Raw genomic sequence first — 22,361 nt, 5'->3', positions numbered from 1 at the left:
TATCAAGAAAATCTTGAATGGGGGTTGCCTTTGATTGGGTTCAGGATGAGCCTACAGAGAATGATGAAATGTTCGATGTAGAAGGAGTTAACGTGTTTATAGATAAAAAGACAGTAAATAAAACTCCCTATATAAATATTGACTATGGCAATTTTCCATGGGGAGATGACTTCATTATAAATTATTCTAAATAAGAATAAATACCATATAGTTTTCTTAAAAAGAGTTATAAACTCTTAAGAGTTTATAACTCTCTTATTTATTTAAACTCTGATATTAGTTTTCCACTTGACAAACTAGTGTAGTTGAAATATCATAAAACTATATTAAAATTAATGGTTATATAAGGAGCAGCTTATGAGTGTTTATTAAATCTTTTTAATCAAAATAAAATATTGCATTATATTTAGGGGAAAAATTAGAGACCCCTTATTTAAGTGCAGTCTTTTATAAGAGAAGATTTAATAACTTTATAGTCCTTATATTTAAAGCTAAAATACTAAAAACTAACTATACACTACAATTGTATGGTTTTAAGGACTAACTGTGGGATTTTCTGCCACAGTTTTTTTGTTTTTACAATTAAATATCAGATAACCATTTATTTTAATTCATATCTTACAAATTAAATTAAGTTCATAGATGGTTATTAAATCTTCTCCTTTTATTATAAGGAGGTATTCAAATGAATTTAAATACGATGGATAAATTAGGATATTTTGAACTTAAAGATAGAGTAAAAAACTATTGTACAAGTAATTTAGGAAAAAAATTAATAGATAAACTAAATCCTTCAACAGATATAAAAGTTGTAGAAAGAATGTTGAGGGACACTAGTGAAGCGAAAAGTATTATTTTAAGACAAGGAAATCCTCCACTAGCTGGATTATTTGACATAGAGGATAGCATTGAAAAAATAGATATGGGAACTATATTGAATCCAAGTGAATTAATAACTATATCAGACTTTTTAAGGGCTTGTAGAAGTATAAAAAGATTTATGTTAGATCAAGAGTATATAGCACTGAATCTAAGTAACTATGCAAGATCAATATATGAAATAGAGGAACTAGAGGATGAAATAAATACAGCTATAAAGAATAATAGGATTAGTTCTAGTACAAGTAAAGAACTTAGTAGGATAAGAAGATATATAGAAAATACAGAAATTAAAATAAAAGAAGAGTTAAATAGGTTTTTATCCTCATCTAAGAACAAAGATTCTATAAGAGAATTTTTAATAACAGAAAGAGGAGATACCTACACTATACCTATAAAGTCAGAATATAAGAATAAAGTAGAAGGTAGAATAGTAGCAACATCTTCAACAGGAGTTACCGTATTTGTTGAACCAAAGAGTGTTCAAAAGTTCAATTCAGAGCTTTTAAAGCTAAAGGAAGATGAAAAAAATGAAGAATATCAAATACTAAGCTTTCTCACTGGATTTGTGCTCTCATATATAAAAGAAATTAAGATAAATCTAGAGTTAATGATGGAATATGATATGATATTTGCCAAAGCTAAATACTCTATAGATATAGATGGTATTGAGCCTAAATTAAATAAAAATGGATATATAAATCTACAGAAAGTGTATAATCCATTAATAGAAAAATACGTACCACTTGACTTTCAGATAGGGAAAGAATTCAGATGTGTTACTATAACAGGACCTAATGCAGGAGGAAAAACTATAGTTTTAAAAACTATAGGACTATTATCACTAGCTGTTCAAAGTGGTATCCACATTAAGGGAAATAAGGATTGTGAATTCTCAGTATTTGAAAATATATTTATAGATATAGGAGATAATCAGAGCATAGAAAATTCACTAAGTACCTTTTCAGCTCATATAAGAAATATAAGCAATATAGTAAATAAAAGTAATGAAAGGACATTAGTACTTTTAGATGAACTAGGAAGCGGTACAGATCCTAAAGAAGGTTCAACTATTGCAATTAGTATACTACAAGAGCTTTATCAAATGGGATCTATAGTTATAAGTACTAGTCACTACGATAGAATAAAAGAATTTAGTGAAAAACATCCACATTTCAAAAATGCAAGTGTTGAGTTTGATAAAGAAACCCTAACCCCTTTATATAAGCTTGTTATGGGGGAAAGTGGTGAAAGTAATGCTTTATGGATATGTGAAAAAATGAATTTGAAACAATCTGTATTAAATAGAGCAAGAAAAATACTGTCAGGTGATGAAATAATCTTAAACGAACCGCTATATAATAATTGTATAAGAGAAGAAAAAGAGAAAGTCGAAAATAAATTTAAAGAATTTAAAAAAGGTGATACAGTAGACATCATAAATGGAAAGAAAAATATACTAGTATATGACGGTGCAGATGAGATTAATAATATAACACTATATGTGAATAAGGAACTTGTAAAAATAAATTATAGAAAAGTTACTTTAAGAAATAAAGCAGAGGATCTATATCCAGAAGGATATAGTATAGATGATTTATTTTTAGACTATACGGAAAGAAAGTTAGAAAAAGATATTAAAAGAGGTAGCAAAAAAGCTATAAAGAAAATTCACAAAGAAATAAAGAATAGAAAGCATAAAAGATAAGATAATTGAACTCTCTAAAATAATTCTTCTAAATTATTGAAAAAGATAAATACATTAGGTTGAAGCAATATATTAGAAATTGGAAAAAGTTATTTATGTAAAGCCTACAAAATACCTAAAGGTTGGAATTGTTTTAAAGGGAGCAGAAATTATAATGGCTTCTGGTGTAATGGAAGTTGATACCGATGATTTACCCCAAATACTATAAAAGAGATTGCAAATATAATTATAACTTATGGTTCATCTATGATTCTAGGAGTTATGTTTATGCTTGTGTATAAAAGTAATCTAGTAATGTTAGGAATTAATTCACCTGGAATGTATCATAAAAATACTATTTTACACCTTATGCTTCAAAGGATAATAACAGAGGAAGAGTTAACAAAAAGGACTTAGCATGATTATCTCATAGAGGGCTTTGCCAAGGGTTGCGCCATTTGCTACTATTTAATATGTTCATTCGGAAAATAAGTTATAGAAAAATAGGAATAAAGTTTTGAAGTTAAAATCAACATCTATACTAGTACAGATGTTGATTTTATTTCTTGATATCTAAATTAAGCTATAATAATATGAATGTGTAATAAAAAAGAGAATTAATATGACCAATGAAAGCAAATTTGTAAGAGTAGCAGTAATTCAAGTTGCACTAGTAATTTATTTTGAAAGGTGGCAAAGGTAAATGCAAGATTATATTAAAAATAAGATATACCACGTTGAGATACTTCCTCCAAAACAAGATTCTAAAAAGTTAGAGGCTGATATTGAGCTTTTCGCTGAAAAATATAATAGAGTTATGAAAAGTGGTTATTGCGCTTGTATTGCAGATAATGCAATGGGACATCTTGCTTTTCAGGGCACCGAAATTATAGAAGAATTAGAGCTCAATGTAAATTCTGAGCAGGTAATGATTCACCTTAATACGTTTCATACTAAGGAGGACTTACACAACATTCTTGATACATGTAAATCTAAAGGAATTAAAGATATTCTAGTTTTAAGTGGTGATGGATCAGATCAGCTGCCAAAACTTCAACCTTCAGATATAAGAGTTAACGGAGTAGTAGAGTCAGTTACTTCTGTAGAATTATTAAAATATATAAAAGACGAATATCCTGATACTTTCGTTTTAGGTGCGGCTTTTAATCCCTATCAAGTAAAAGAGAATGAATTTAGTAAATTACAGAGAAAAATAAATGCAGGTGCATCATTTATAGTAACTCAGCCAATTATTGAAAAGAACGCTGTAGTTGATGAACTTTTAGAAAAATATCCAGATGTACCTATTATTATTGAAGCATGGATGAGTAAAAATCTTCAGCTTCTTTCAGAGGCAGTTGAATATGAAATTCCACAGGATATACAATTTGATCCTGTTGAAACACTAAAGATACTTCATAGAATTTACCCTGAAAACGTTGTTCGTTTATCACTTCTAGGATTTAAGACACAATATCATATAATAGAGGATATATGAGTCTAATTTTCAAATTGAAGTATGTTGATATTTCCTGACAAAGAGATGTTGTATCAAAAAGATTCTTTTTACTCACAAAAAATTTTATGCTATTTCAGATCCTATATGTTTTGCAAAGGCTTTAAAAGGTGAATTATTAATAGGGATTAAAATGAGTCTTGACGTCAAAATATTTATAAATAAATGTTTTGAGAAAGGACTTTTAGTGATAAGTGATAGTCATGAGGTTACAAGAATTTCGTAATTTCTTAACTTTTCATTTGAAGCAATAGATAATTTAATTAATATTTCTGAAGCAGTTGCTAAGGAATTAGCTTGTTAAGTTCGGATATATAAGATCCTAGTTGAATCTAATGTCAGATTCAACTAGGATTTTATATTACATAGAATTAAGTTAAGTATTTTTTTATAGTATTAAGTACTATAGGAATACCTTTTTTTATCTTATCTTCACTTGTTTTGCTAATGCTTACTCTAAAATAGTTGTGATTTTTATATTCCTTTAAAAAACATAAGCTGGTATCAAATAATTCGATATTTTTAGCTCTTAATGAATTTACTATTTTATTGTATTCAAGATTATTTTCAGCATACAGACAACCAAAATAGCCAGACTGAGGTACAGTCCATTTGATTTTTGGAGTAATGAATGTAGACAAGGTATCCTTTAAACAAATCATTCTATCAGCATATAGTTTAGTTACCTCTTTTTTGTGTACATCAAACATTCCATTTTTTAAATACATTTCAAGTGCACCTTGAGAAAGTATTGGGCTGTTCATGTCTGTCCACATTTTATAATCAAGGAAAGTACTTACAAGTAAGTTTGGTACTACAAGTGCAGCAACTCTTAATCCAGGCATAAGGATTTTTGAGTAGCTTTTTAAATAAATAACCTTCGAAGATGTGTCATAGGAAAACATAGGATCATTTTTTCGATTCAGATCTAGGTCTACAGCTATATCGTCCTCTACAATATATACGTTATATTTTTCTGCCATTTTTACAATAGCTTCTTTTTCCTGTCGGCTATAGGAGTTCCCAGTAGGATTATGAAACCTTGGAATAGTATAGAAAAACTTAATGTTTCCGTATTTAAACATCTTTTCTAACTCATCAAGATTTATACCATTAAGTCCTCTCTCTATTCCGAGAACTGAAATATCATTCAATTCTAAAGTTTTTATCATACCATAGTAAGTGGGCTGCTCAACGAGAACATTAGTCTTGCCATTTGGAAAAGGCATCATTGATAATATGGTCAAAGCCTGTTGAGTACCAGATGTAACAATTATATTTTCTGGTTTTGTGAATATTTGATATTGTTGCAGATGTTTTGTTAGTGCATTTATCAATGAACTTAATCCACGTGGATCAGAATAAGTAAAAAGAGTTTCTTTATATAATTTTATAGATTTATTCAAACAATGTTGAAAGTTCTTATAAGGGAACGTCTCAACTTCTGGAACTCCTGATGAAAAATCAATTATAAAGTCCTCAGAATGCTTATTATCATGAGAGTCTTTCAGAACATAGTATCCACTTTTTGGTAATGAATAAATAATATGCTCTTTTTCAAGTTTGTCATAAGCTTTTAACACTGTGCCAATACTGCAATTAAATTGCTGTGAAATTGATCTAATAGAAGGTAATCTTCTCTTATGTATAAGATCTCCATTGTAAATTCCGTTCTTAATATATTCAATGATTTTTTCGTATTTTAACAATTTTGACGACTCCTTTTTACTTTGTGCTAGTACAGAACATTATTATGTTTTATTATAACAAAACTATACTACATATCGAAGTACATTCATAATGATTTTTGTGTAATATGCTAGTACAGATGTTGTTTTTGTTTCTTGATATATAAATACTATGAATAGAGATTGAAATTTTCTTGAAAAGTAAAGAGTTGTTATTATGGTCGGTATAAATAAATCTGTAAGAGTAACAGTAATTCAAGCAGCACCTATAATTATGAATCCTGCCACTATTCTTGAGAAGATCTTAATTTTGATAAATAAAGCAAAGGAAATGAGCATTAATATAGTTGTTTTTCCTGAATCTTTTATACCTTCTTACCTTAGAGGTCTTTCCTTTGGATCTGTAGTTGGAAGCAGAATAATGGAGGGATTCAAGAATTGGCAGTGTTATTACGAGAATTCTGTAACAGTTCCTAATAATGTAACAGATATTCTAGGGAAATATGTTTAAGATGCAGGGGTCTATCTATCCATATAAGTTACAGAAAAAGATAGTGATGGATTAAATACAACTCTTTATTGTACAAATTTATTCTTTGAATCAAGTGGAGGATTTTGAGAGAACATAGGAAGTTAAAGTCTATTGGTACAGAAAGTTGTATTTGGGAAGAAGAAGAAGAATATAGAAGCACACTAACTGTTATAGACACTCCTTATGACAAAACAGGATATCTAATATGCTGGGAAATTATATGCCATTTACATGTGATTTAGAAGGAAGATGGTTTGTAATTTAATGCAATCAATATGTTGAAAAAAGTACATATACAACAGATATTAATTACTATCACGAATTAGAATCCCAGTCTGAAATTATGTGTCCTAGCGGTGGCTGTATAGTTGACCCTGTTTTTAATAAAGAAGAAATGTTAATTGCTGACTTGAATTTAGATCAAGTTGTTCAGAGCAGAATAGATTTTGATGTAGCTCAAGACCAGATGTACTTGAACTTATTGTACACAAATAATAAATTCATTTACTTAAAAATAAAGCTTATTGTTAGCAATCAAAACTATAAATGATTTTAGTAAATATAAGTTTCATGTAATGTGGATAACACTATGCCATTTAATAGAAAAATTACTTAACAAAAAACAATGGATTAAGTGCAATAGACTTCCATGGGATAAGTAGGAATGAATTTATAGTAGTTAAACTTATACTCAGAAAGAATTAATTATTCAACAGCCTATATAAATATAAAATTATTATGAAAAATAAGAAAATCAATGAAAAAATAAACAATAATTAGGTAATTATGAATTATAATTCTAAAAAGTAAGATAATAATAATAGATAATTTATAGAGTAGCCTATAAATCTTAATATGTACATAGCTACTAAATAAGTTTAACTATAAGTAATAGACATGGAGGAATATAAAATATGACAGTAAGAACAAAAATGATGGATGGAAATGAAGCAGCTGCATATGTATCATATGCATTTACTGAAGTTGCAGGTATTTATCCAATAACCCCTTCTACTCCAATGGCGGAGTTAGTTGACCAATGGTCAGCAGGAGGAAAGAAAAATATATTTGACCAAAATGTTAGAGTAGCTGAATTACAATCAGAAGCAGGAGCTGCAGGAGTAGTTCACGGTTCATTGCAAGGGGGAGCATTGACTACGACATATACTGCATCCCAAGGGTTACTGCTAATGATACCAAACATGTATAAAATGGCAGGAGAGCTATTACCAGCAGTATTTCATGTAAGTGCTAGAGCGATTGCAGCACATGCATTGTCTATACTTGGAGATCACCAAGATGTCATGGCAACTAGACAAACAGGGTTTGCTATGCTTGCATCTAATAGTCCACAAGAGTCTATGGACTTAGCAGCTATTTCGCACTTGTCAGCTATAAGATCGAGAGTACCTTTCTTACATTTTTTTGACGGTTTCAGAACGTCTCATGAAATACAGAGAGTAGAGACCATAGACTATGATGACTTAAAATCTATAGTAGATTATAACGCTATAAAAGAATTTAGGAATAGATCACTTAATCCTGAAAGACCTGTAGCTAGAGGAACAGCTCAAAACCAAGACATATACTTTCAAGGAAGGGAGTCAGCAAATCCTTTTTATGATAAAGTGCCAGATATAGTACAGGATTATATGAATGATATAAAAAAGATTACAGGAAGAGAGTATAATTTGTTTGACTACTATGGACATGACGAGGCTGAAAGAATAATTATAGCTATGGGGTCGGTATGTACAACTATAGAAGAAACTATAGACTACTTACTAGATAAAGGTGAAAAAGTTGGACTGATAAAAGTGCGACTGTATAGGCCTTTCTCAGAAAGACATTTTTTTAGGATATATCCTAGAGCAGTGAAAAAAATAGCTGTATTAGATAGAACAAAAGAACCGGGATCAATAGGAGAACCATTATACGAAGATGTAAGATCTGTGTTTTATGATAGTGGATATAATCCTATAGTAGTTGGTGGAAGATATGGACTAGGTCAGAAAGATACTACACCATCACAGATAATAGCAGTATTTGAAAATCTAAAAAGAGAAGTTCCTAAAAATAGGTTTACTATAGGAATAGAAGATGACGTTACAAATACATCATTACCAGTAGACAGATTTATTGATACATCACCGCAAGAAAATATAAGCTGTAGACTATGGGGATTAGGATCCGATGGAACTGTTGGAGCTAGTAAAGTTACTATTAAAATAATAGGAGATAAAACAGATCTTCATGCTCAAGGTTATTTTTCATATGATAGTAAAAAGTCAGGCGGTAGTACAGTATCTCACTTAAGATTTGGAAAAGATCCTATAAAATCATCCTATTTAGTTTATAGTACTGATTATATATCATGTAATAACAAATCATTTATTAATCACTATGACAACATATTGGATGGACTTAAGGAAAATGGTACCTTTGTATTGAATTGTCCATGGAATATAGAAGAGCTTGAAGAACATCTACCAAATAGAGTAAAAAGATATTTAGCAAAGAATAATATAAAGTTCTATATTATAAATGCAAATGAAATAGCTAATAAAATTGGTCTTGGAAATAGAATAAACATGATTATGCAAACAGTATTCTTTAAGCTTACAAATGTAATACCTTTTGAAGATGCCATAAAATACTTGAAAGAGTATATCAAGGATCTTTATGGTAGAAAAGGTGATGAAGTAGTTAATATGAACTACAGTGCAGTAGATAAAGCAACTGAAGAACTTATTGAAGTAGAAATTCCTAAACACTGGATAGATTCTAAAGAACAAGCTAATAGTGCAGACATGGATTTACCAGAGTTTATAAGAAAAATACAAATTCCTATGGCTAAGCAGGAGGGAGATAAATTACCAGTAAGTGCGTTCAAAGGAAGAGAAGATGGTACATTTCCGCTACAAACTACTGCTTATGAAAAAAGAGGAATAGCTACATCTGTTCCTAGATGGATACCTGAAAACTGTATTCAATGTAATCAATGCTCATTTATATGTCCACATGCTGTCATAAGGCCATTTCTACTAAATGATGAAGAAATGAAAAATGCACCTGAGACATTTATATTTAAAAAAGCAGCAGGAAAAGGTGAGTTTGAGAATTTAGGATATAAAATACAAATAAGTCCGCTAGATTGTACAGGATGTAGTAACTGTGCAGACGTATGTCCAGCACCAGAAAAGGCATTAGTAATGGTAGATGCAGAGGAAGAGGTACCGAAGGAAATAGAAAACTGGAACTATGCAAGAAGAGGAATTAGTATAAAAGATGAATTAATGAGCAAAGAAACACTCAAAGGAAGTCAGTTTTCACAGCCACTACTAGAGTTCTCAGGGGCATGTCCTGGATGTGGAGAAACAGCATATCTCAAATTAGTAACTCAGCTATATGGTGATAGTATGATGATAGCAAATGCGACTGGTTGTTCATCTATTTGGAGTGCTAGTGCTCCATCTATAGCATATTGCAAAAACAATGAAGAAAAAGGACCTTCATGGGCTAATTCCTTATTTGAGGATAATGCAGAATATGGTTATGGCATGTACCTTGGGGTTAATCAAATTAGAAATAAGATAAAAGATCTTATGGAAGATGCTATAAAAACAGATATTGATGATGAATGTAAAACTATATTTAACAAATGGATAGAAACTATGCATAGCACACAAGAATCCAAAGTTGTAAGTAAAGAAGTTCTTAAAGTAATATCAAAAGAAGAATATAAAGATAGTAAATTAATTCAAGAAATAATATCTAAAAAGGATTTCCTAGCTAAAAAATCTCAATGGTTAGTAGGAGGAGATGGATGGGCATATGACATTGGATTTGGAGGTCTTGATCAGGTATTAGCTTCTGGAGAAGACATAAACGCATTAGTATTTGACACAGAAGTTTATTCTAATACGGGAGGTCAGTCATCTAAGTCTACACCTACATCTGCAGTAGCTAAGTTTGCAGCATCAGGTAAACGTATCAGAAAAAAAGATTTAGGACTAATGGCTATGACATACGGATATGTTTATGTAGCTCAAGTAGCTATGGGTGCTAATATGAATCAATTTATGAAAGCTGTTACTGAAGCAGAAAAATATAAAGGACCTTCACTAATAATTTGCTATGCGCCATGTATCAATCACGGCATAAGAAATGGAATGCAAAGATCAATATCTCAAGAAAAAAGAGCAGTAGAGTCAGGATATTGGCACCTATATAGATATAATCCAGCTTTAAAAGACGAAGGTAAAAATCCATTTATATTAGATTCAAAGGAACCAAAACTACCATTTAGAGACTTTATTCTTAGTGAATTACGTTTCTCTCAACTTACTAAAATTTCTCCTGATCTTGCAGAAGAGTTATATGCAAAAGCAGAAGAAGATTCTAAAAATAAATATAATATTTATAAAATGCTTTCAGAAGCTAAACTTTAATTTGAAGAAAGAAAAACCATGAGGAATAGGATTGAAATATCCTAGCCTCATGGTTTTTTAAAACTTTATTTTTGATTTTCTTCTACCCATTCCTTAGCAAGTTCAACATTGTCAACACTAGGAATGGTTACTTTAGACTCGGGTAAAACATCTACAATTTCAGCCCAAGCTGCAGTTTGATGGTTTTCTATAGTTGTATTTTTCTTTTTGCGATAGATTTGTTTATCCATATAATATCACCTCTAAGGTGTATTATTTGAAATTATAGCTAAAATTATTATAAGAGTATAACATTAAATAAAAAAGTTTTTAATGCTATACTCCTATATAGTATTAAATATTTAGAATTCTTTTAGCTTAAAACTAGTATCCTTAATTTCGAAATTATTTTTAATACCAGGAGTTACATATACGTTTTTGTCTTTTGTAACAAAAATAGCATCTACATTATTTAATGAATTTATCAAACTATATCCATCTTTAAGACCTAAAGAAAATATAGAAGTAGACAGAGCATCTCCATCTATAGATTTATCTGAAACAATGCTAACACTCATAAGTTCATTTTCAACAGGATATCCAGTAAAAGGATCTAATATATGATGATATCGTTTTCCATCTTTTTCAAAAAAACGCTCATAAACACCAGAAGTAACTATAGACTTATTACTAGCTTTTAAAATTCCTAAGACATCTCCCCTAGTTTCACTAAATGGATTTTGGACACTAACAGTCCAAGGAATAGATTCATCTTTGCTTCCTAGCACATATATATTTCCACCTAAATCAACAATAGCTCTTTTAACTCCTTTGGACTCCAGATATCTAGCTACTTCATCAGCAGCATAACCCTTAGCAATGCTACCTAAATCCACTATCATACCTTCATCCTCAAGTTTGACATTATTACCAGATACAGATAATCTTTCATAACCAACCTTAGGAAGAAGATTATTAATTTCATCTTCTGTAGGAAGTTTAGCATTTTCAGTTCCTATTCCCCAAAGTTGAACCAATGGGCCTATCGTAATATCAAAGTGACCATTTGATAATTTAGAATACTCTAAACTTCTATTTATAACATAAGCTGTTTCATCAGATACACTCACGGAAGACTTTCCAGAACTTTTATTTACACTGTTAAGTTCACTTCCATCAATATTTAAACTCATTTTATTTTCAATATCTCTAATAACATCAAAAGCACCACTAAAAACATCGTCAGAAACTTTATCATATATAGTTAAGTTAATTATAGTTCCCATAATAAAGTTAGTTTTAGTTTGTTTATTAGAACTAAAGATTTGTGGAAATAAACGATAACCTAAGAATAATAAAAGTACAAGCAAAATAATTGATATTCGTTTTTTACCTTTCATAAGATACCTCCAAGCATGGATTTATATAGAATAAAACAATTATAACATAAAAGATAGTAAAATTTTTGCTCTTTTATAAAGAAAGGTAGGACGTTCTATAAATTATTATTATTATTACTAATTAAGTAAATTGCACTTATTGTTAGAATACTATTTATATGATTAAGTAGACTTTAATGAAAGATATATTGACAATAAACATACTACTGTATATAATGAGATATATACAGTAGGCAAGGAGGTATTGACTATTGAAGATACTCATTTCTAATAAATCTGATTTACCTATTTATGAACAAATTAAAGTACAAATTAAAGAGCAAATAATGTCTGGTAAAATTGCTGAAAATGAATTTTTACCTTCCATACGCCAACTTGCAAAGGATTTGGGAATAAGTGTTATTACGACTACAAGAGCTTATTCTGATCTAGAGGAAGAAGGATTCGTTTCTACTATGAGAGGGAAGGGAACTTTTGTGCTTCCTAAGGACAACGAAATGGTAAGAGAACAGTACTTGAGGCGTATAGAGGATTCATTTACCGTCGCTATAGAAAATGCGAGAATAGCAAATATATCAAATGAAGAATTAATAATGATTTTAGAGAATTTAATGAGGGAGTGATGAGTATGTATGCACTTGAAATAAAAAAATTGAACAAAAAATTTAGTAACTTTAGTCTACAGAACATTAACTTAAAATTACCTAAAGGATATATTTTGGGATATATAGGTCAAAATGGAGCGGGTAAAACTACTACTATAAAACTTATAATGGAACAATTAAAAAGAGATAGTGGAGAAATAACTGTATTCGAAAAAAAGTATTCAGATGATAATATATCATTTAAAGAAATAATAGGATTTATCGCAGATGAATGTTATTTTCCGGAGTCTTTTAAAGCGAAAGATATAATTAATACTTTTAAGGGATTTTATAAAACATTCGATGAAGTGAAATTTAAGGAATACATGGAAAAATGGAAATTACCATATGATAAAAAAGTTAAAGACTTTTCAAAAGGTATGAAAATGAGACTAATGTTTGCAAGTGTACTGTCTAGAGAAACAAAATTACTTATATTGGATGAACCAACAAGTGGACTTGATCCTGTAATTAGAGATGAAATATTAGAACTTCTTCAAGAATATATATCAGATGGCGAAAACAGTGTACTATTTTCTACACACATAATGAGTGATTTAGAAAAAATAGCGGACTATCTTTACTTTATAGATGATGGAAAAATTATATTTAATGATACAAAAGATAATATTTTAGAGAATTACTTATTAATTAAAGGAGGAGTAGAAGACTTAACATTAGATATAAAAGAAAAGTTAGTTGGATATAAAAAATCTAGTGTTGGATTTGAGGGACTTATTTATTCTAAAGATAAAAAATATATAGAAAATGATATGTTGTACGAAAAACCTTCTATTGATGATATTGTAGTATTTCATATAAATGGTGTAAAGGAGGAAATATAGTGAATTCTATAAATTATTTTAAGCTTGATGTTAGACTTATGAACAAATCGCTAAGATATTATGTAATGCTTCCATTCGTAGCTGTTATGATGTTTTTGAGTAATTCACCTACAGTTGGAATAGGGTATATGTTTTTCCTTTTAGTAATTATGGTAACATATCCGTTTAGCATTACAAGTAATGAAAAGTGTGAAAAGATGTATTATATGTTTCCTTCTAAAATCTCAAGTATGGTATTAGGAAGATATCTATACTTAATTAGTTTGATGATTATTGTGTGGATAATAAATGGAAGTGTTATAGCGTATTACTATAATATAGGCAAGATAGATACTTTAGAAGTAGGAGCTATGTGTTTAACAGGGACATTAGCAACAATAATTTGTTTTCTTCAATATCCTATGTATTATAAATTTGGAGTTGAAAAAGGTAGAATGCTATCTATGTTATTATATATGATGCCTGCGTTCCTTGTATTCTTCCTACCTTCGCTACTAAGTAGCAGCAGTTTTATAATCGAAAAATTAAATAATATATTAGACTTTGCTATGAGTAGTAAAATCACTATAATAATATTGAGTTTATTAATCATTAGCATAGTAGGAATTATATCATACTTAATATCTTTCTTCATATGTAAGAATAAAGAGATATAGAAAACCATAAAAGTATATATAAAAAAAAGATATTCACTTTTAAAAACTGTGAATATCTTTTTTTTATAATCTTTTAATTTTAGTGATATAATAAATCAAGCAAACAATATAAACAAAATTATGGATGGTGTAAAGATGACTGTTGGATATGAAACAGAAAGATTAGAGTTGAAAGTACTAGACGAGTCATATGGAGAACTAGTATTAGATTATTATGAGAGAAATAGAGAGTTTTTGAGAGAATGGGAACCCGAGCGAAAAGAGATATTTTATTCGTTAAATCTTCAAAAAAATCAATTATCTAGAGATTTAAAAGATATCAAAGACTACAAACTTTTAAGATTATGGATATTTAAAAAAAATGATTATAATAGAGTTATAGGAAATATAGCTTTCAGTAATATTATAAGAGGTGTTTTCTTATCTTGTAATTTAGGATATAAGTTAGATAAGGATGAAACAAATAATGGATATATAACAGAGGCTATAAATAAGGGAATTGAAATAATATTTAATGAATATGGCTTACATAGAATAGAAGCAAATATAATGCCAAGAAATAAGCGATCTATAAGAGTAGTAGAAAAATTAGGATTCCAAAATGAAGGACTAGCACATAAATATTTAAAGATAAATGGTAAGTGGGAAGATCACATTCATATGATTTTACTAAATGATAAAATAATATAATATTGTTAACATGGATATAATTGAATTAATAGACATATTAAAATTGATTTTTAGTAAGAAGTTTGATAAAATACATTAAAAATGATACATTTGCATTGAAGAGAAATAGTAGGTTGAAAGTTATTTATAGAGAGCTATTGATAGGTGGAAAATAGTAATAACTACATCTGAACTCGTCTCTGAGCTTACTAGGATGAAAGTATAGTAGTCTTAGTCGGATTGACCCGTTATAGTCTTTTGAGTGGATAGTAAAAATTGCTGTCAAATAGAGTGGTACCGCGAACAAACCCTTCGTCTCTATAAGAGTAGAAGGGTTTTATTTTTTGCAAATGTCGATATAAACTGTTAGAAACTTTAAACACTAATATATTTAAGGAGGAAAACTTCAGGTGAAAGAATATAATCCAAAACAGATTGAAAAAAAATGGCAGGATATATGGGATGAAAAAGGAACATTTCATGCTTTAGAAGATAAAACAAAGCCTAAATTTTACGCATTAATAGAATTTCCTTATCCTTCAGGACAAGGACTTCATGTGGGTCATCCAAGACCATATACAGCGCTTGACATAGTTTCGAGAAAAAGAAGAATGCAAGGATATAATGTACTATATCCAATGGGATGGGACGCGTTTGGGCTTCCTACAGAAAACTATGCTATAAAAAATAAAATACATCCTAAGATAGTAACAGAGCAAAATGTATCTAGATTTAAGTCACAATTAAAATCATTAGGATTATCTTTTGACTGGTCTAGAGAAATAAATACAACACATCCTGAATACTATAAATGGACACAATGGATATTTTTAAAATTATTTGAAAAGGGCTTAGCATATAAAAAAGAAGCATCTATTAACTGGTGTCCAGATTGTAAAGTAGGCTTAGCAAATGAGGAAGTTGTAAATGGAGCTTGTGAACGTTGTAGTACAGAGGTAACGAGAAAAGTTAAAACTCAATGGATGCTTAAAATAACAGAGTATGCAGAGAGACTTATAAAAGACTTAGACTTAGTAGATTATATAGATAGAGTTAAGATACAACAAAAAAACTGGATAGGAAAGTCAGAAGGTATGGAAGTTGACTTTGAAGTATCAGGAGGAGAAAAGCTGAAAATTTACACTACTAGACCAGATACATTATATGGTGTAACTTACATGGTTATATCTCCAGAGCATCCAGTTATAGAAACGCTAAAAGATAAAATAAATAACATGGACAAAATTGAGGAATATCAAGAGTTTGCAAGTAAAAAATCAGATTTTGAAAGAACAGAATTAGCAAAAGATAAAACAGGAGTAGAAATAGAGGGTATAAAAGCTATAAATCCTGCGACTGGAAAAGAAATACCTATATGGATTTCAGATTATGTACTTATGAGTTACGGTACAGGTGCAATAATGGCGGTTCCAGGGCACGATAGTAGAGACTGGGAGTTTGCTAAAAAGTTTGGACTTCCTATAGTTGAAGTTATATCGGGTGGAAATGTAGAGGAAGCTCCATTTACAGAAACAGAAAATGGTACTCTTATAAATTCAGATATAATAGATGGGTTATCAGTAAATGAAGCAAAAGAGAAAATAGCTAATTACTTAGAAGAAAAAGGAATAGGACAAAGAAAAACCAACTATAAGTTAAGAGACTGGGTGTTCTCAAGACAAAGATATTGGGGTGAACCTATTCCTATGGTACACTGTGACAAATGTGGTATAGTACCACTTCCAGAAAGTGAGCTTCCATTAACACTTCCAGAAGTAGAAAGCTATGAGCCAACAGATAACGGAGAGTCACCATTAGCAAAAATTTCTGATTGGATAAACACTACTTGTCCAAAATGTGGAGGAAGTGCAAAAAGAGAAACGGATACAATGCCACAATGGGCTGGATCATCATGGTATTTCTTAAGATATACAGATCCACATAATGATAAAGAATTAGCTAGTAAAGAAAACTTAGATTATTGGGTACCTGTTGACTGGTATAACGGAGGAATGGAGCATACTACCCTTCATTTGCTATATTCTAGATTCTGGCATAAGTTCTTATTCGATTACGGTATAGTGCCTACTCCAGAACCGTATCAAAAGAGAACTTCTCATGGTATGATATTAGGAAATAATAATGAAAAGATGTCTAAATCAAGAGGAAATGTAATTAATCCAGATGAAGTTGTAGATGAACACGGTGCAGATACATTAAGAACTTATGAAATGTTTATTGGAGACTTTGAGAAGAGTGTATCTTGGTCAGATAATGGAGTAAAAGGATGTAGAAGATTCTTAGAGAGAGTATGGAAGTTACAAGATATACTAGTCGAAGGTGAAGAATACTCTAAAGAATTAGAAACTAGTATGCATAAGACTATAAAGAAAGTTACACAAGATTTTGAAGCAATGAAATTCAATACAGCTATAGCAAGCTTAATGTCATTATTAAATGAATTTAATAATATAGGTAAAGTTAATAAAGCTGAATTTAAAACATTCATAACTCTTTTAAATCCTTCAGCACCTCATATTACTGAAGAACTATGGGAAATAGTGGGATATAGTGGAATGTTAAATGAAACAGAGTGGCCAAAATGGGATGATTCAAAAACTGTTGATGATACTATCGAAATGGCTGTTCAGATAAATGGAAAAGTAAGAGGGAAGATATTAGTTCCTAAGGATGCTACTGCAGAATTAGCAAAATCTAAAGTATTAGAAGATGAAAAGCTATCAGAACTATTAAAAGATAAGAATATCGTAAAAGAAATTTATGTAGCAGGAAGAATATATAATATAGTTGTAAAATAGATAAAAACTGATATCCCGGTAATAAGGGATATCAGTTTTTTCTTTAGATTAAAATTATTCTTCTGAATCATCAACCTGAAATTGACCAGTTCTTCCCATTGTATAAGCTAACTTTATAATAGATTTTTCTCTTTTAGTCATTTTCTTATTATACATTTTCTCAAACTGCTTTACCAAGCTATCAAAATCAAGTTTTGTCTTTTGAGACTTAATTCTTAGTGGTCTAACATTTTTGCTACTATTTTCACTCATATTATAAACGCTAGGACTAATGTCTTTACTATATATTTTTTTGAATATTTCAGCTGTATAAAATGCATCATTGAAGGCATCATGAAATTCATTTTTTATAGGAATATCGAATGCCTTTGCAGCATTTTCTAGACCTATACAATTTCCCTTAGGAGTATTAAGATGCTTAGATGCATGCTTCTGAACATCAATATATAGGCTAGGAATTAATGATATATCTAAACCATGAAAGTTGATATTTCTAATTAGTTCCCTTATGTCACCTGCACCCCAAGGGCATAAAACACTATCTGTTCCTATAAAGTCAACAAACTCTTTATAGATGTCTTTGAAAGACTTTGCATACTCCAACATATCTATAGTTATACCAGTCATCTCTGATATAAAGTGATGAATATTAGTATATATTTCAGGTTTAACTAGTCTATCTAGAGTAGAAATTAGCTCTAAGTTATCATCAAGTTTTACTGCACCTATTTGAATTATCTCAAAGGGACAACTTGGGTTTACTAAGTCCCTTTTATTATGCTTGCTCTTTCTTCTATATTTATAGCCTTGATTAAATTCTAAATCGAATATAATATAGTTCAAATTATTCACTCCTAAATATAATCACAAATTCTTTATCAGTTGTTTTTTCTTCTCATAGTACAGTATGTTATTAAAGCAACAAATAATAATAAAAGACCTGCTATACATACTCCAGCCCATCCAAACTTATTCCAGCTAAACGTTCCTAAAAAGGAACCGATAGATCCACCTGAAAAATATAGAAACATAAAAATAGTGTTAAATCTATTTTTAGCTTCTGAATTCAAACTATGTATCATAGCTTGATTTGATACTTGTCCAGAAGAAATTCCTAAATCTAGTAAAATTACACCTAAAATTAATCCGAAAATATTTTCTCCAAAGAGAAGTAGAACAAAATAAGATAGAATAACAACAAATATAGAAAGTCCTACTGTAAATCTAGGAGACTTTTTATCACTTAATTTACCTGTTAACGGAGTAAAAAGCACGCCTGTAATTCCTACCAAGCTAAACAACCCAGCTTCTTTTGCACCAAGATTATAAGAAGGAGATTCCAAATGAAAAATCAAAGTAGTCCAGAATACACTAAAGGATGCAAACATCATAGCTCCTATTATGGAAGACGATCTTACAATAGAATTATTTTTAAATATACTAAAAAGAGATCCCATTATATTAATATATTTATCACTAGAAGTAGGTAAACTTGAAGGTAATAATTTTTTCAGAGTAAAAGATAAAAGCAACATAAGAAGTGCGGCTGAAAAAAATATAATCCTAAATCCAAAGCGAGATCCAACAAATCCACTTATGGTTCTAGCCAAAAGAATACCTACTAAAGCTCCGCTTAAAACCTTACCAATTACAGCACCACTTTCATTAGGATTAGCTAAACTAGCAGCAAAAGGAACGATAAGTTGTGTTATAATTGATGAAAAACCAACTAAAAAGCTTGAGACTAGTAACCAATAAAAATTCATAGAAATACCAAATAAAACTAAAGAAATGGTTGAAATAAATAACATATTAATAATTAAAGACTTACGTTCTTTAATATCTCCCAATGGAACAATAAATAACATTCCTAGTCCATAACCTATTTGTGTGAAAGTAGAAACCAATCCTATACTTTTAGTTGAAACATTAAAATATCTTGCTAGGTCACCAAGTATAGGTTGATTATAGTAAATGTTTGCTACGGATACACCGCAAGTTATTACCATTAAAAGAATTAAACTGTTACTGAGTTTTAAACTTTCTTCATTGTCCAAAGATATTCCTCCCTGATTAAAAGAATATATAACTTTATTATAACTTATATAGTGAATACATTACACAAAATTAATTAAAATTCTAAAAAAGTAGATTTATAAATATTATGTCAGAAAATTAAGAGTGGATTCGTATTAGATTATGAGAAGCTTCTTAAGAGATAATTTTTAAAATATAGATAAAGAGTATGTAAGAGAGGAGGAAAATAAAGAAACATGAAAATAGATAATAATAACTTTATAAAAGAAATGAAAAAGAAAAATGCGAAAGCACTAGAATTTATAGTTGATGAATATAGTAATTTAATATTTAAGATTACGGGAAATGTTTTAAATTCAAACTTTCATTCTCAAAATGTAGAAGAATGTGTGAATGACATATTTTGGTCTGCGTGGAATAATATTGAGAGTTTTGATGAAGAAAAAGGAGAATTTAAACATTGGATTAGTGCGATAGCTAAATATAAAGCTATAGATTATAAAAGAAAACTGTTTAAGTCCAGCGTAGTTGAATCTATAGATGATTATGATTACGCGTTATCTAGTGAAGATAATATAGAAAGTTTGATAATAGATAAAGAAAATAGCGAAGAACTTATAGAAGCTATAGAGAAAATGAAAGATGAAGATAAAGAGATCTTTATAAGAAGATACTTTTTATATGAGGGGATTGAAAATATAGCTAAATCTTTTGGTGTAAATAGAAATTTAGTAGATAAAAGACTTTCAAGAGGTCGAGAATTTTTGAAACAAAAGCTTATACTTTTGAAGGGAGAGATATCTTGATGAATAAAAAAGGGTTTAATTTAGAAGAAAAAGATATATATAAGCTATTTAATGGCATAAAAATAGATGAAAGTGAGTTTGAAGACATGAACGAGAAAGTAAATTGTATACAAAAAGAAAGAATTAAGAAAAATCTAAATAAAAAAATGAAAGAAAAGAAGGGTTCTAAATCTTTTAAATATGGTGTAACAGCAGCTGCTATAGGAGTAGTTTGTGTAATAGGGGTGGGAGTGACTAATCCAAGTTTAGCTAAAAATGTACCAGTTTTAAATTCGATAATACAGACGCTGAATGATAAGTATGGAACTAACGGAGAATATGATAAGTACTCTCATATACTAGGTGAAAGTGTTACAGACAAGGGGGTAACAATTACTATAAATGAAGTGTTAAGTGATGAATCTAAGCTTTTAATAAGTTATACTATAAAGAGTGATAAAAAGATAAAAGATAAAGAAAATATGGGTATGTTCATTCATAATGATATAAAAATAAATGGTAAGCGTATGGATGCTACTATTGGCTCTAGCATAGGAAAATATATAGATGAATATACCTATGTTTGCAGTGATGAAATAGATATAGAAAAACTTAATCTACCAGAGGAGTTCAATGTTGATTTTAAGATTACAGATATAATTGGAACAGATATAGAGATACAAGGGAAATGGAACTTTGCATTTAATGTGTCAAAAGAAGAGATATCTAAAAATACTAATATATTTAAACCAAAGAAAACAATAGATTTTCCTAATAGTATTGTAAATATAGATAAAGTAACGCTTTCTCCTATAGGAACTTATATTTCATTAAGTGGTAATTATAAAGAAGGAAAGAGAATAGAAGACATTAGTGGCATATTTGAATATGATAATTGGATAGCTTTTGATGACAGAGGAGTAGAACTTGTTCCAAATGGCATTGGAGGCGGTGAAGCTAATAAATCAAAATTTAATAGTAAAATGAACTATGGTAAACTAGATTATATTCCTGAATACTTAACAATTATTCCATGTAAAGTTACTCCATCAGGAGGTGGTGGAGTAAGTATAGATAAGGATGGTAAAGAAACACCAGTTGCTATAAAAACAAAGAAACCTAAAGAAGTAAGTAAAGTCATAGATGGAACTTATCCAATAGAGTTATCACAAGGAAAAATGGGTAAGCTTATAATTAAGGATATAAAAACAGAAAACGGCACTACTATAGTTAAATATACTGCAGAAGGTAAGGCACCGTATACACAAGGATCTAGTCTTTATATAAAAGACCAAAAAGGAAATCATGTTAATGTAAAAAATTATGACATAAGAAAAGACAAAGCAAATCCTAATGAATTTACAATGGAATTTGAAGCCTTAGATCCAAATAATAAGTACACTATATACACAACCGACTTCAATAATTTTGAACTGGGAGAAGAGTTTAAATTTAATATTGAGCTTAAATAAAAAGTCAATAAGTAGTAAGACTATAAAAAGTAATTTATAAAAATAGACTGTAATTTTCATTACAGTCTATTTTTATAATCTTACCCTATAATATCATTTTTGTATTCTAGAATATCAACTGGTTGGCACTCCAAAGCTTTGCATATTGCTTCTAAAGTTGAAAATCTAATAGCTTTTGCTTTTCCATTCTTTAATATAGAAAGATTAGACATCGTTATTCCTACTTTCTCCGAAAGTTCTGTAACACTCATTTTTCTTTTAGCTAGCATTACATCAATATTGACTATAATTGCCATGTTATT

21 protein-coding genes and 1 other annotated feature are annotated in these 22,361 nt (G+C 29.6%); of the genes, 15 read left to right on the top strand and 6 right to left on the bottom strand.

The genetic code is table 11. The annotated features are described in order from the left end of the window. The first annotated feature begins 17 nt into the window (after positions 1 to 17). From CURI_RS15905 to CURI_RS10690, 5 genes are all read left to right on the top strand, one after another. Positions 18 to 194, top strand: a complete 177-nt coding sequence (locus CURI_RS15905; protein ID WP_014968278.1) for an iron-sulfur cluster biosynthesis family protein — start codon at positions 18 to 20, stop codon at positions 192 to 194. Positions 195 to 685: 491 nt separating this feature from the next. Beyond that, positions 686 to 2,587, top strand: a complete 1,902-nt coding sequence (locus CURI_RS10695) for an endonuclease MutS2 (protein ID WP_014968277.1) — start codon at positions 686 to 688, stop codon at positions 2,585 to 2,587. Positions 2,588 to 2,666: 79 nt separating this feature from the next. After that, positions 2,667 to 2,795 (top strand): hypothetical protein, encoded by a 129-nt coding sequence (locus tag CURI_RS16395; protein ID WP_266353453.1) that lies wholly within the window; start codon positions 2,667 to 2,669, stop codon positions 2,793 to 2,795. Between the two features lie 59 nt (positions 2,796 to 2,854). After that, complete coding sequence (locus CURI_RS16390; RefSeq protein ID WP_266353451.1) at positions 2,855 to 2,983, top strand: hypothetical protein; 129 nt, start codon at positions 2,855 to 2,857, stop codon at positions 2,981 to 2,983. A gap of 286 nt (positions 2,984 to 3,269) precedes the next feature. Further along, positions 3,270 to 4,064 carry a methylenetetrahydrofolate reductase gene (locus CURI_RS10690; protein WP_014968275.1) on the top strand — a complete coding sequence of 265 codons (795 nt, stop codon included), beginning with the start codon at positions 3,270 to 3,272 and terminating at the stop codon, positions 4,062 to 4,064. A 389-nt stretch (positions 4,065 to 4,453) separates the two neighbouring features. Here CURI_RS10690 and CURI_RS10685 read toward each other — a convergent pair whose 3' ends face one another. Next, on the bottom strand, positions 4,454 to 5,791 hold the full coding sequence (locus CURI_RS10685) for an aminotransferase-like domain-containing protein (protein WP_014968274.1): 1,338 nt from the start codon (positions 5,789 to 5,791) through the stop codon (positions 4,454 to 4,456). Between the two features lie 196 nt (positions 5,792 to 5,987). Here CURI_RS10685 and CURI_RS16180 point away from each other — a divergent pair, with 196 nt between their 5' ends. The 3 genes from CURI_RS16180 to nifJ all read left to right on the top strand — a co-directional run bounded on the left by CURI_RS16180 (position 5,988) and on the right by nifJ (position 10,753). Then, a complete protein-coding gene (locus CURI_RS16180; RefSeq protein ID WP_228370419.1) occupies positions 5,988 to 6,281 on the top strand; it encodes a nitrilase-related carbon-nitrogen hydrolase in 294 nt (97 codons plus the stop codon). Between the two features lie 104 nt (positions 6,282 to 6,385). Beyond that, entirely contained in the window at positions 6,386 to 6,544 is a 159-nt protein-coding gene (locus tag CURI_RS16175) for a hypothetical protein (RefSeq protein WP_228370418.1), read from the top strand. Between the two features lie 672 nt (positions 6,545 to 7,216). After that, positions 7,217 to 10,753, top strand: a complete 3,537-nt coding sequence (gene nifJ / locus CURI_RS10675; RefSeq protein WP_014968273.1) for a pyruvate:ferredoxin (flavodoxin) oxidoreductase — start codon at positions 7,217 to 7,219, stop codon at positions 10,751 to 10,753. A gap of 65 nt (positions 10,754 to 10,818) precedes the next feature. Here the strand turns inward: nifJ and CURI_RS15415 are convergent, their stop codons facing one another. Both CURI_RS15415 and CURI_RS10670 read right to left on the bottom strand, forming a co-directional pair. Further along, positions 10,819 to 10,983 carry a CDIF630_02480 family spore surface protein gene (locus CURI_RS15415; protein ID WP_014968272.1) on the bottom strand — a complete coding sequence of 55 codons (165 nt, stop codon included), beginning with the start codon at positions 10,981 to 10,983 and terminating at the stop codon, positions 10,819 to 10,821. Between the two features lie 111 nt (positions 10,984 to 11,094). Further along, positions 11,095 to 12,132 (bottom strand): FAD:protein FMN transferase, encoded by a 1,038-nt coding sequence (locus CURI_RS10670; protein WP_014968271.1) that lies wholly within the window; start codon positions 12,130 to 12,132, stop codon positions 11,095 to 11,097. Between the two features lie 251 nt (positions 12,133 to 12,383). Here CURI_RS10670 and CURI_RS10665 point away from each other — a divergent pair, with 251 nt between their 5' ends. From CURI_RS10665 to leuS, 5 genes are all read left to right on the top strand, one after another. Then, entirely contained in the window at positions 12,384 to 12,755 is a 372-nt protein-coding gene (locus CURI_RS10665) for a GntR family transcriptional regulator (RefSeq protein ID WP_014968270.1), read from the top strand. Continuing rightward, positions 12,755 to 13,621, top strand: a complete 867-nt coding sequence (locus CURI_RS10660) for an ABC transporter ATP-binding protein (RefSeq protein WP_228370417.1) — start codon at positions 12,755 to 12,757, stop codon at positions 13,619 to 13,621. The genes CURI_RS10665 and CURI_RS10660 overlap by 1 nt, the downstream gene beginning before the upstream one ends. After that, the gene (locus CURI_RS10655) at positions 13,621 to 14,277 is read left to right on the top strand and encodes an ABC-2 transporter permease (protein ID WP_014968268.1); all 657 of its coding nucleotides are present in this window, start codon (positions 13,621 to 13,623) and stop codon (positions 14,275 to 14,277) included. The genes CURI_RS10660 and CURI_RS10655 overlap by 1 nt, the downstream gene beginning before the upstream one ends. A 135-nt stretch (positions 14,278 to 14,412) precedes the next feature. Further along, positions 14,413 to 14,967, top strand: coding sequence for a GNAT family N-acetyltransferase (locus CURI_RS10650; protein ID WP_041701787.1), 555 nt, complete (start codon positions 14,413 to 14,415; stop codon positions 14,965 to 14,967). An 86-nt stretch (positions 14,968 to 15,053) separates the two neighbouring features. After that, positions 15,054 to 15,269 (top strand) — a binding site (T-box leader). An 87-nt stretch (positions 15,270 to 15,356) separates the two neighbouring features. Continuing rightward, positions 15,357 to 17,765 (top strand): leucine--tRNA ligase, encoded by a 2,409-nt coding sequence (leuS, locus tag CURI_RS10645; RefSeq protein ID WP_014968266.1) that lies wholly within the window; start codon positions 15,357 to 15,359, stop codon positions 17,763 to 17,765. A gap of 54 nt (positions 17,766 to 17,819) precedes the next feature. Here leuS and CURI_RS10640 read toward each other — a convergent pair whose 3' ends face one another. Beyond that, positions 17,820 to 18,617 carry a 3'-5' exonuclease gene (locus CURI_RS10640; protein WP_014968265.1) on the bottom strand — a complete coding sequence of 266 codons (798 nt, stop codon included), beginning with the start codon at positions 18,615 to 18,617 and terminating at the stop codon, positions 17,820 to 17,822. A 26-nt stretch (positions 18,618 to 18,643) separates the two neighbouring features. Continuing rightward, a complete protein-coding gene (locus CURI_RS10635) occupies positions 18,644 to 19,822 on the bottom strand; it encodes an MFS transporter (protein ID WP_014968264.1) in 1,179 nt (392 codons plus the stop codon). 216 nt (positions 19,823 to 20,038) lie between these two features. On the opposite strand from CURI_RS10635, the gene CURI_RS10630 reads away from it, so the two are divergent. Both CURI_RS10630 and CURI_RS10625 read left to right on the top strand, forming a co-directional pair. Then, complete coding sequence (locus CURI_RS10630) at positions 20,039 to 20,608, top strand: sigma-70 family RNA polymerase sigma factor (RefSeq protein WP_014968263.1); 570 nt, start codon at positions 20,039 to 20,041, stop codon at positions 20,606 to 20,608. After that, complete coding sequence (locus CURI_RS10625; RefSeq protein WP_014968262.1) at positions 20,608 to 22,059, top strand: DUF4179 domain-containing protein; 1,452 nt, start codon at positions 20,608 to 20,610, stop codon at positions 22,057 to 22,059. Before CURI_RS10630 ends, CURI_RS10625 begins: the two co-directional genes overlap by 1 nt. An 80-nt stretch (positions 22,060 to 22,139) precedes the next feature. Here the strand turns inward: CURI_RS10625 and CURI_RS10620 are convergent, their stop codons facing one another. Then, positions 22,140 to 22,355: a helix-turn-helix domain-containing protein gene (locus tag CURI_RS10620; RefSeq protein ID WP_014968261.1), complete on the bottom strand. Its 216-nt coding sequence runs from the start codon at positions 22,353 to 22,355 to the stop codon at positions 22,140 to 22,142. Positions 22,356 to 22,361 lie beyond the last annotated feature (6 nt).

Origin of the sequence: Gottschalkia acidurici 9a, assembly GCF_000299355.1 — a bacterium.
Taxonomy (GTDB): Bacteria; Bacillota; Clostridia; order Tissierellales; family Gottschalkiaceae; genus Gottschalkia; species Gottschalkia acidurici.
This window is presented reverse-complemented; position numbering and strand designations above follow the sequence as displayed.

What these genes read in the sequence shown, in the direction of transcription:
- CURI_RS15905 (WP_014968278.1), top strand. Translation starts at nt 18, where the DNA reads ATGGGGGTTGCCTTTGATTGGGTTCAGGATGAGCCTACAGAGAATGAT.
- CURI_RS10695 (WP_014968277.1), top strand. Translation starts at nt 686, where the DNA reads ATGAATTTAAATACGATGGATAAATTAGGATATTTTGAACTTAAAGAT.
- CURI_RS16390 (WP_266353451.1), top strand. Translation starts at nt 2,855, where the DNA reads ATGCTTGTGTATAAAAGTAATCTAGTAATGTTAGGAATTAATTCACCT.
- CURI_RS10690 (WP_014968275.1), top strand. Translation starts at nt 3,270, where the DNA reads ATGCAAGATTATATTAAAAATAAGATATACCACGTTGAGATACTTCCT.
- CURI_RS16180 (WP_228370419.1), top strand. Translation starts at nt 5,988, where the DNA reads ATGGTCGGTATAAATAAATCTGTAAGAGTAACAGTAATTCAAGCAGCA.
- nifJ (WP_014968273.1), top strand. Translation starts at nt 7,217, where the DNA reads ATGACAGTAAGAACAAAAATGATGGATGGAAATGAAGCAGCTGCATAT.
- CURI_RS15415 (WP_014968272.1), bottom strand. Translation starts at nt 10,983, where the DNA reads ATGGATAAACAAATCTATCGCAAAAAGAAAAATACAACTATAGAAAAC.
- CURI_RS10670 (WP_014968271.1), bottom strand. Translation starts at nt 12,132, where the DNA reads ATGAAAGGTAAAAAACGAATATCAATTATTTTGCTTGTACTTTTATTA.
- CURI_RS10660 (WP_228370417.1), top strand. Translation starts at nt 12,755, where the DNA reads ATGAGTATGTATGCACTTGAAATAAAAAAATTGAACAAAAAATTTAGT.
- CURI_RS10650 (WP_041701787.1), top strand. Translation starts at nt 14,413, where the DNA reads ATGACTGTTGGATATGAAACAGAAAGATTAGAGTTGAAAGTACTAGAC.
- CURI_RS10630 (WP_014968263.1), top strand. Translation starts at nt 20,039, where the DNA reads ATGAAAATAGATAATAATAACTTTATAAAAGAAATGAAAAAGAAAAAT.
- CURI_RS10625 (WP_014968262.1), top strand. Translation starts at nt 20,608, where the DNA reads ATGAATAAAAAAGGGTTTAATTTAGAAGAAAAAGATATATATAAGCTA.
- CURI_RS10620 (WP_014968261.1), bottom strand. Translation starts at nt 22,355, where the DNA reads ATGGCAATTATAGTCAATATTGATGTAATGCTAGCTAAAAGAAAAATG.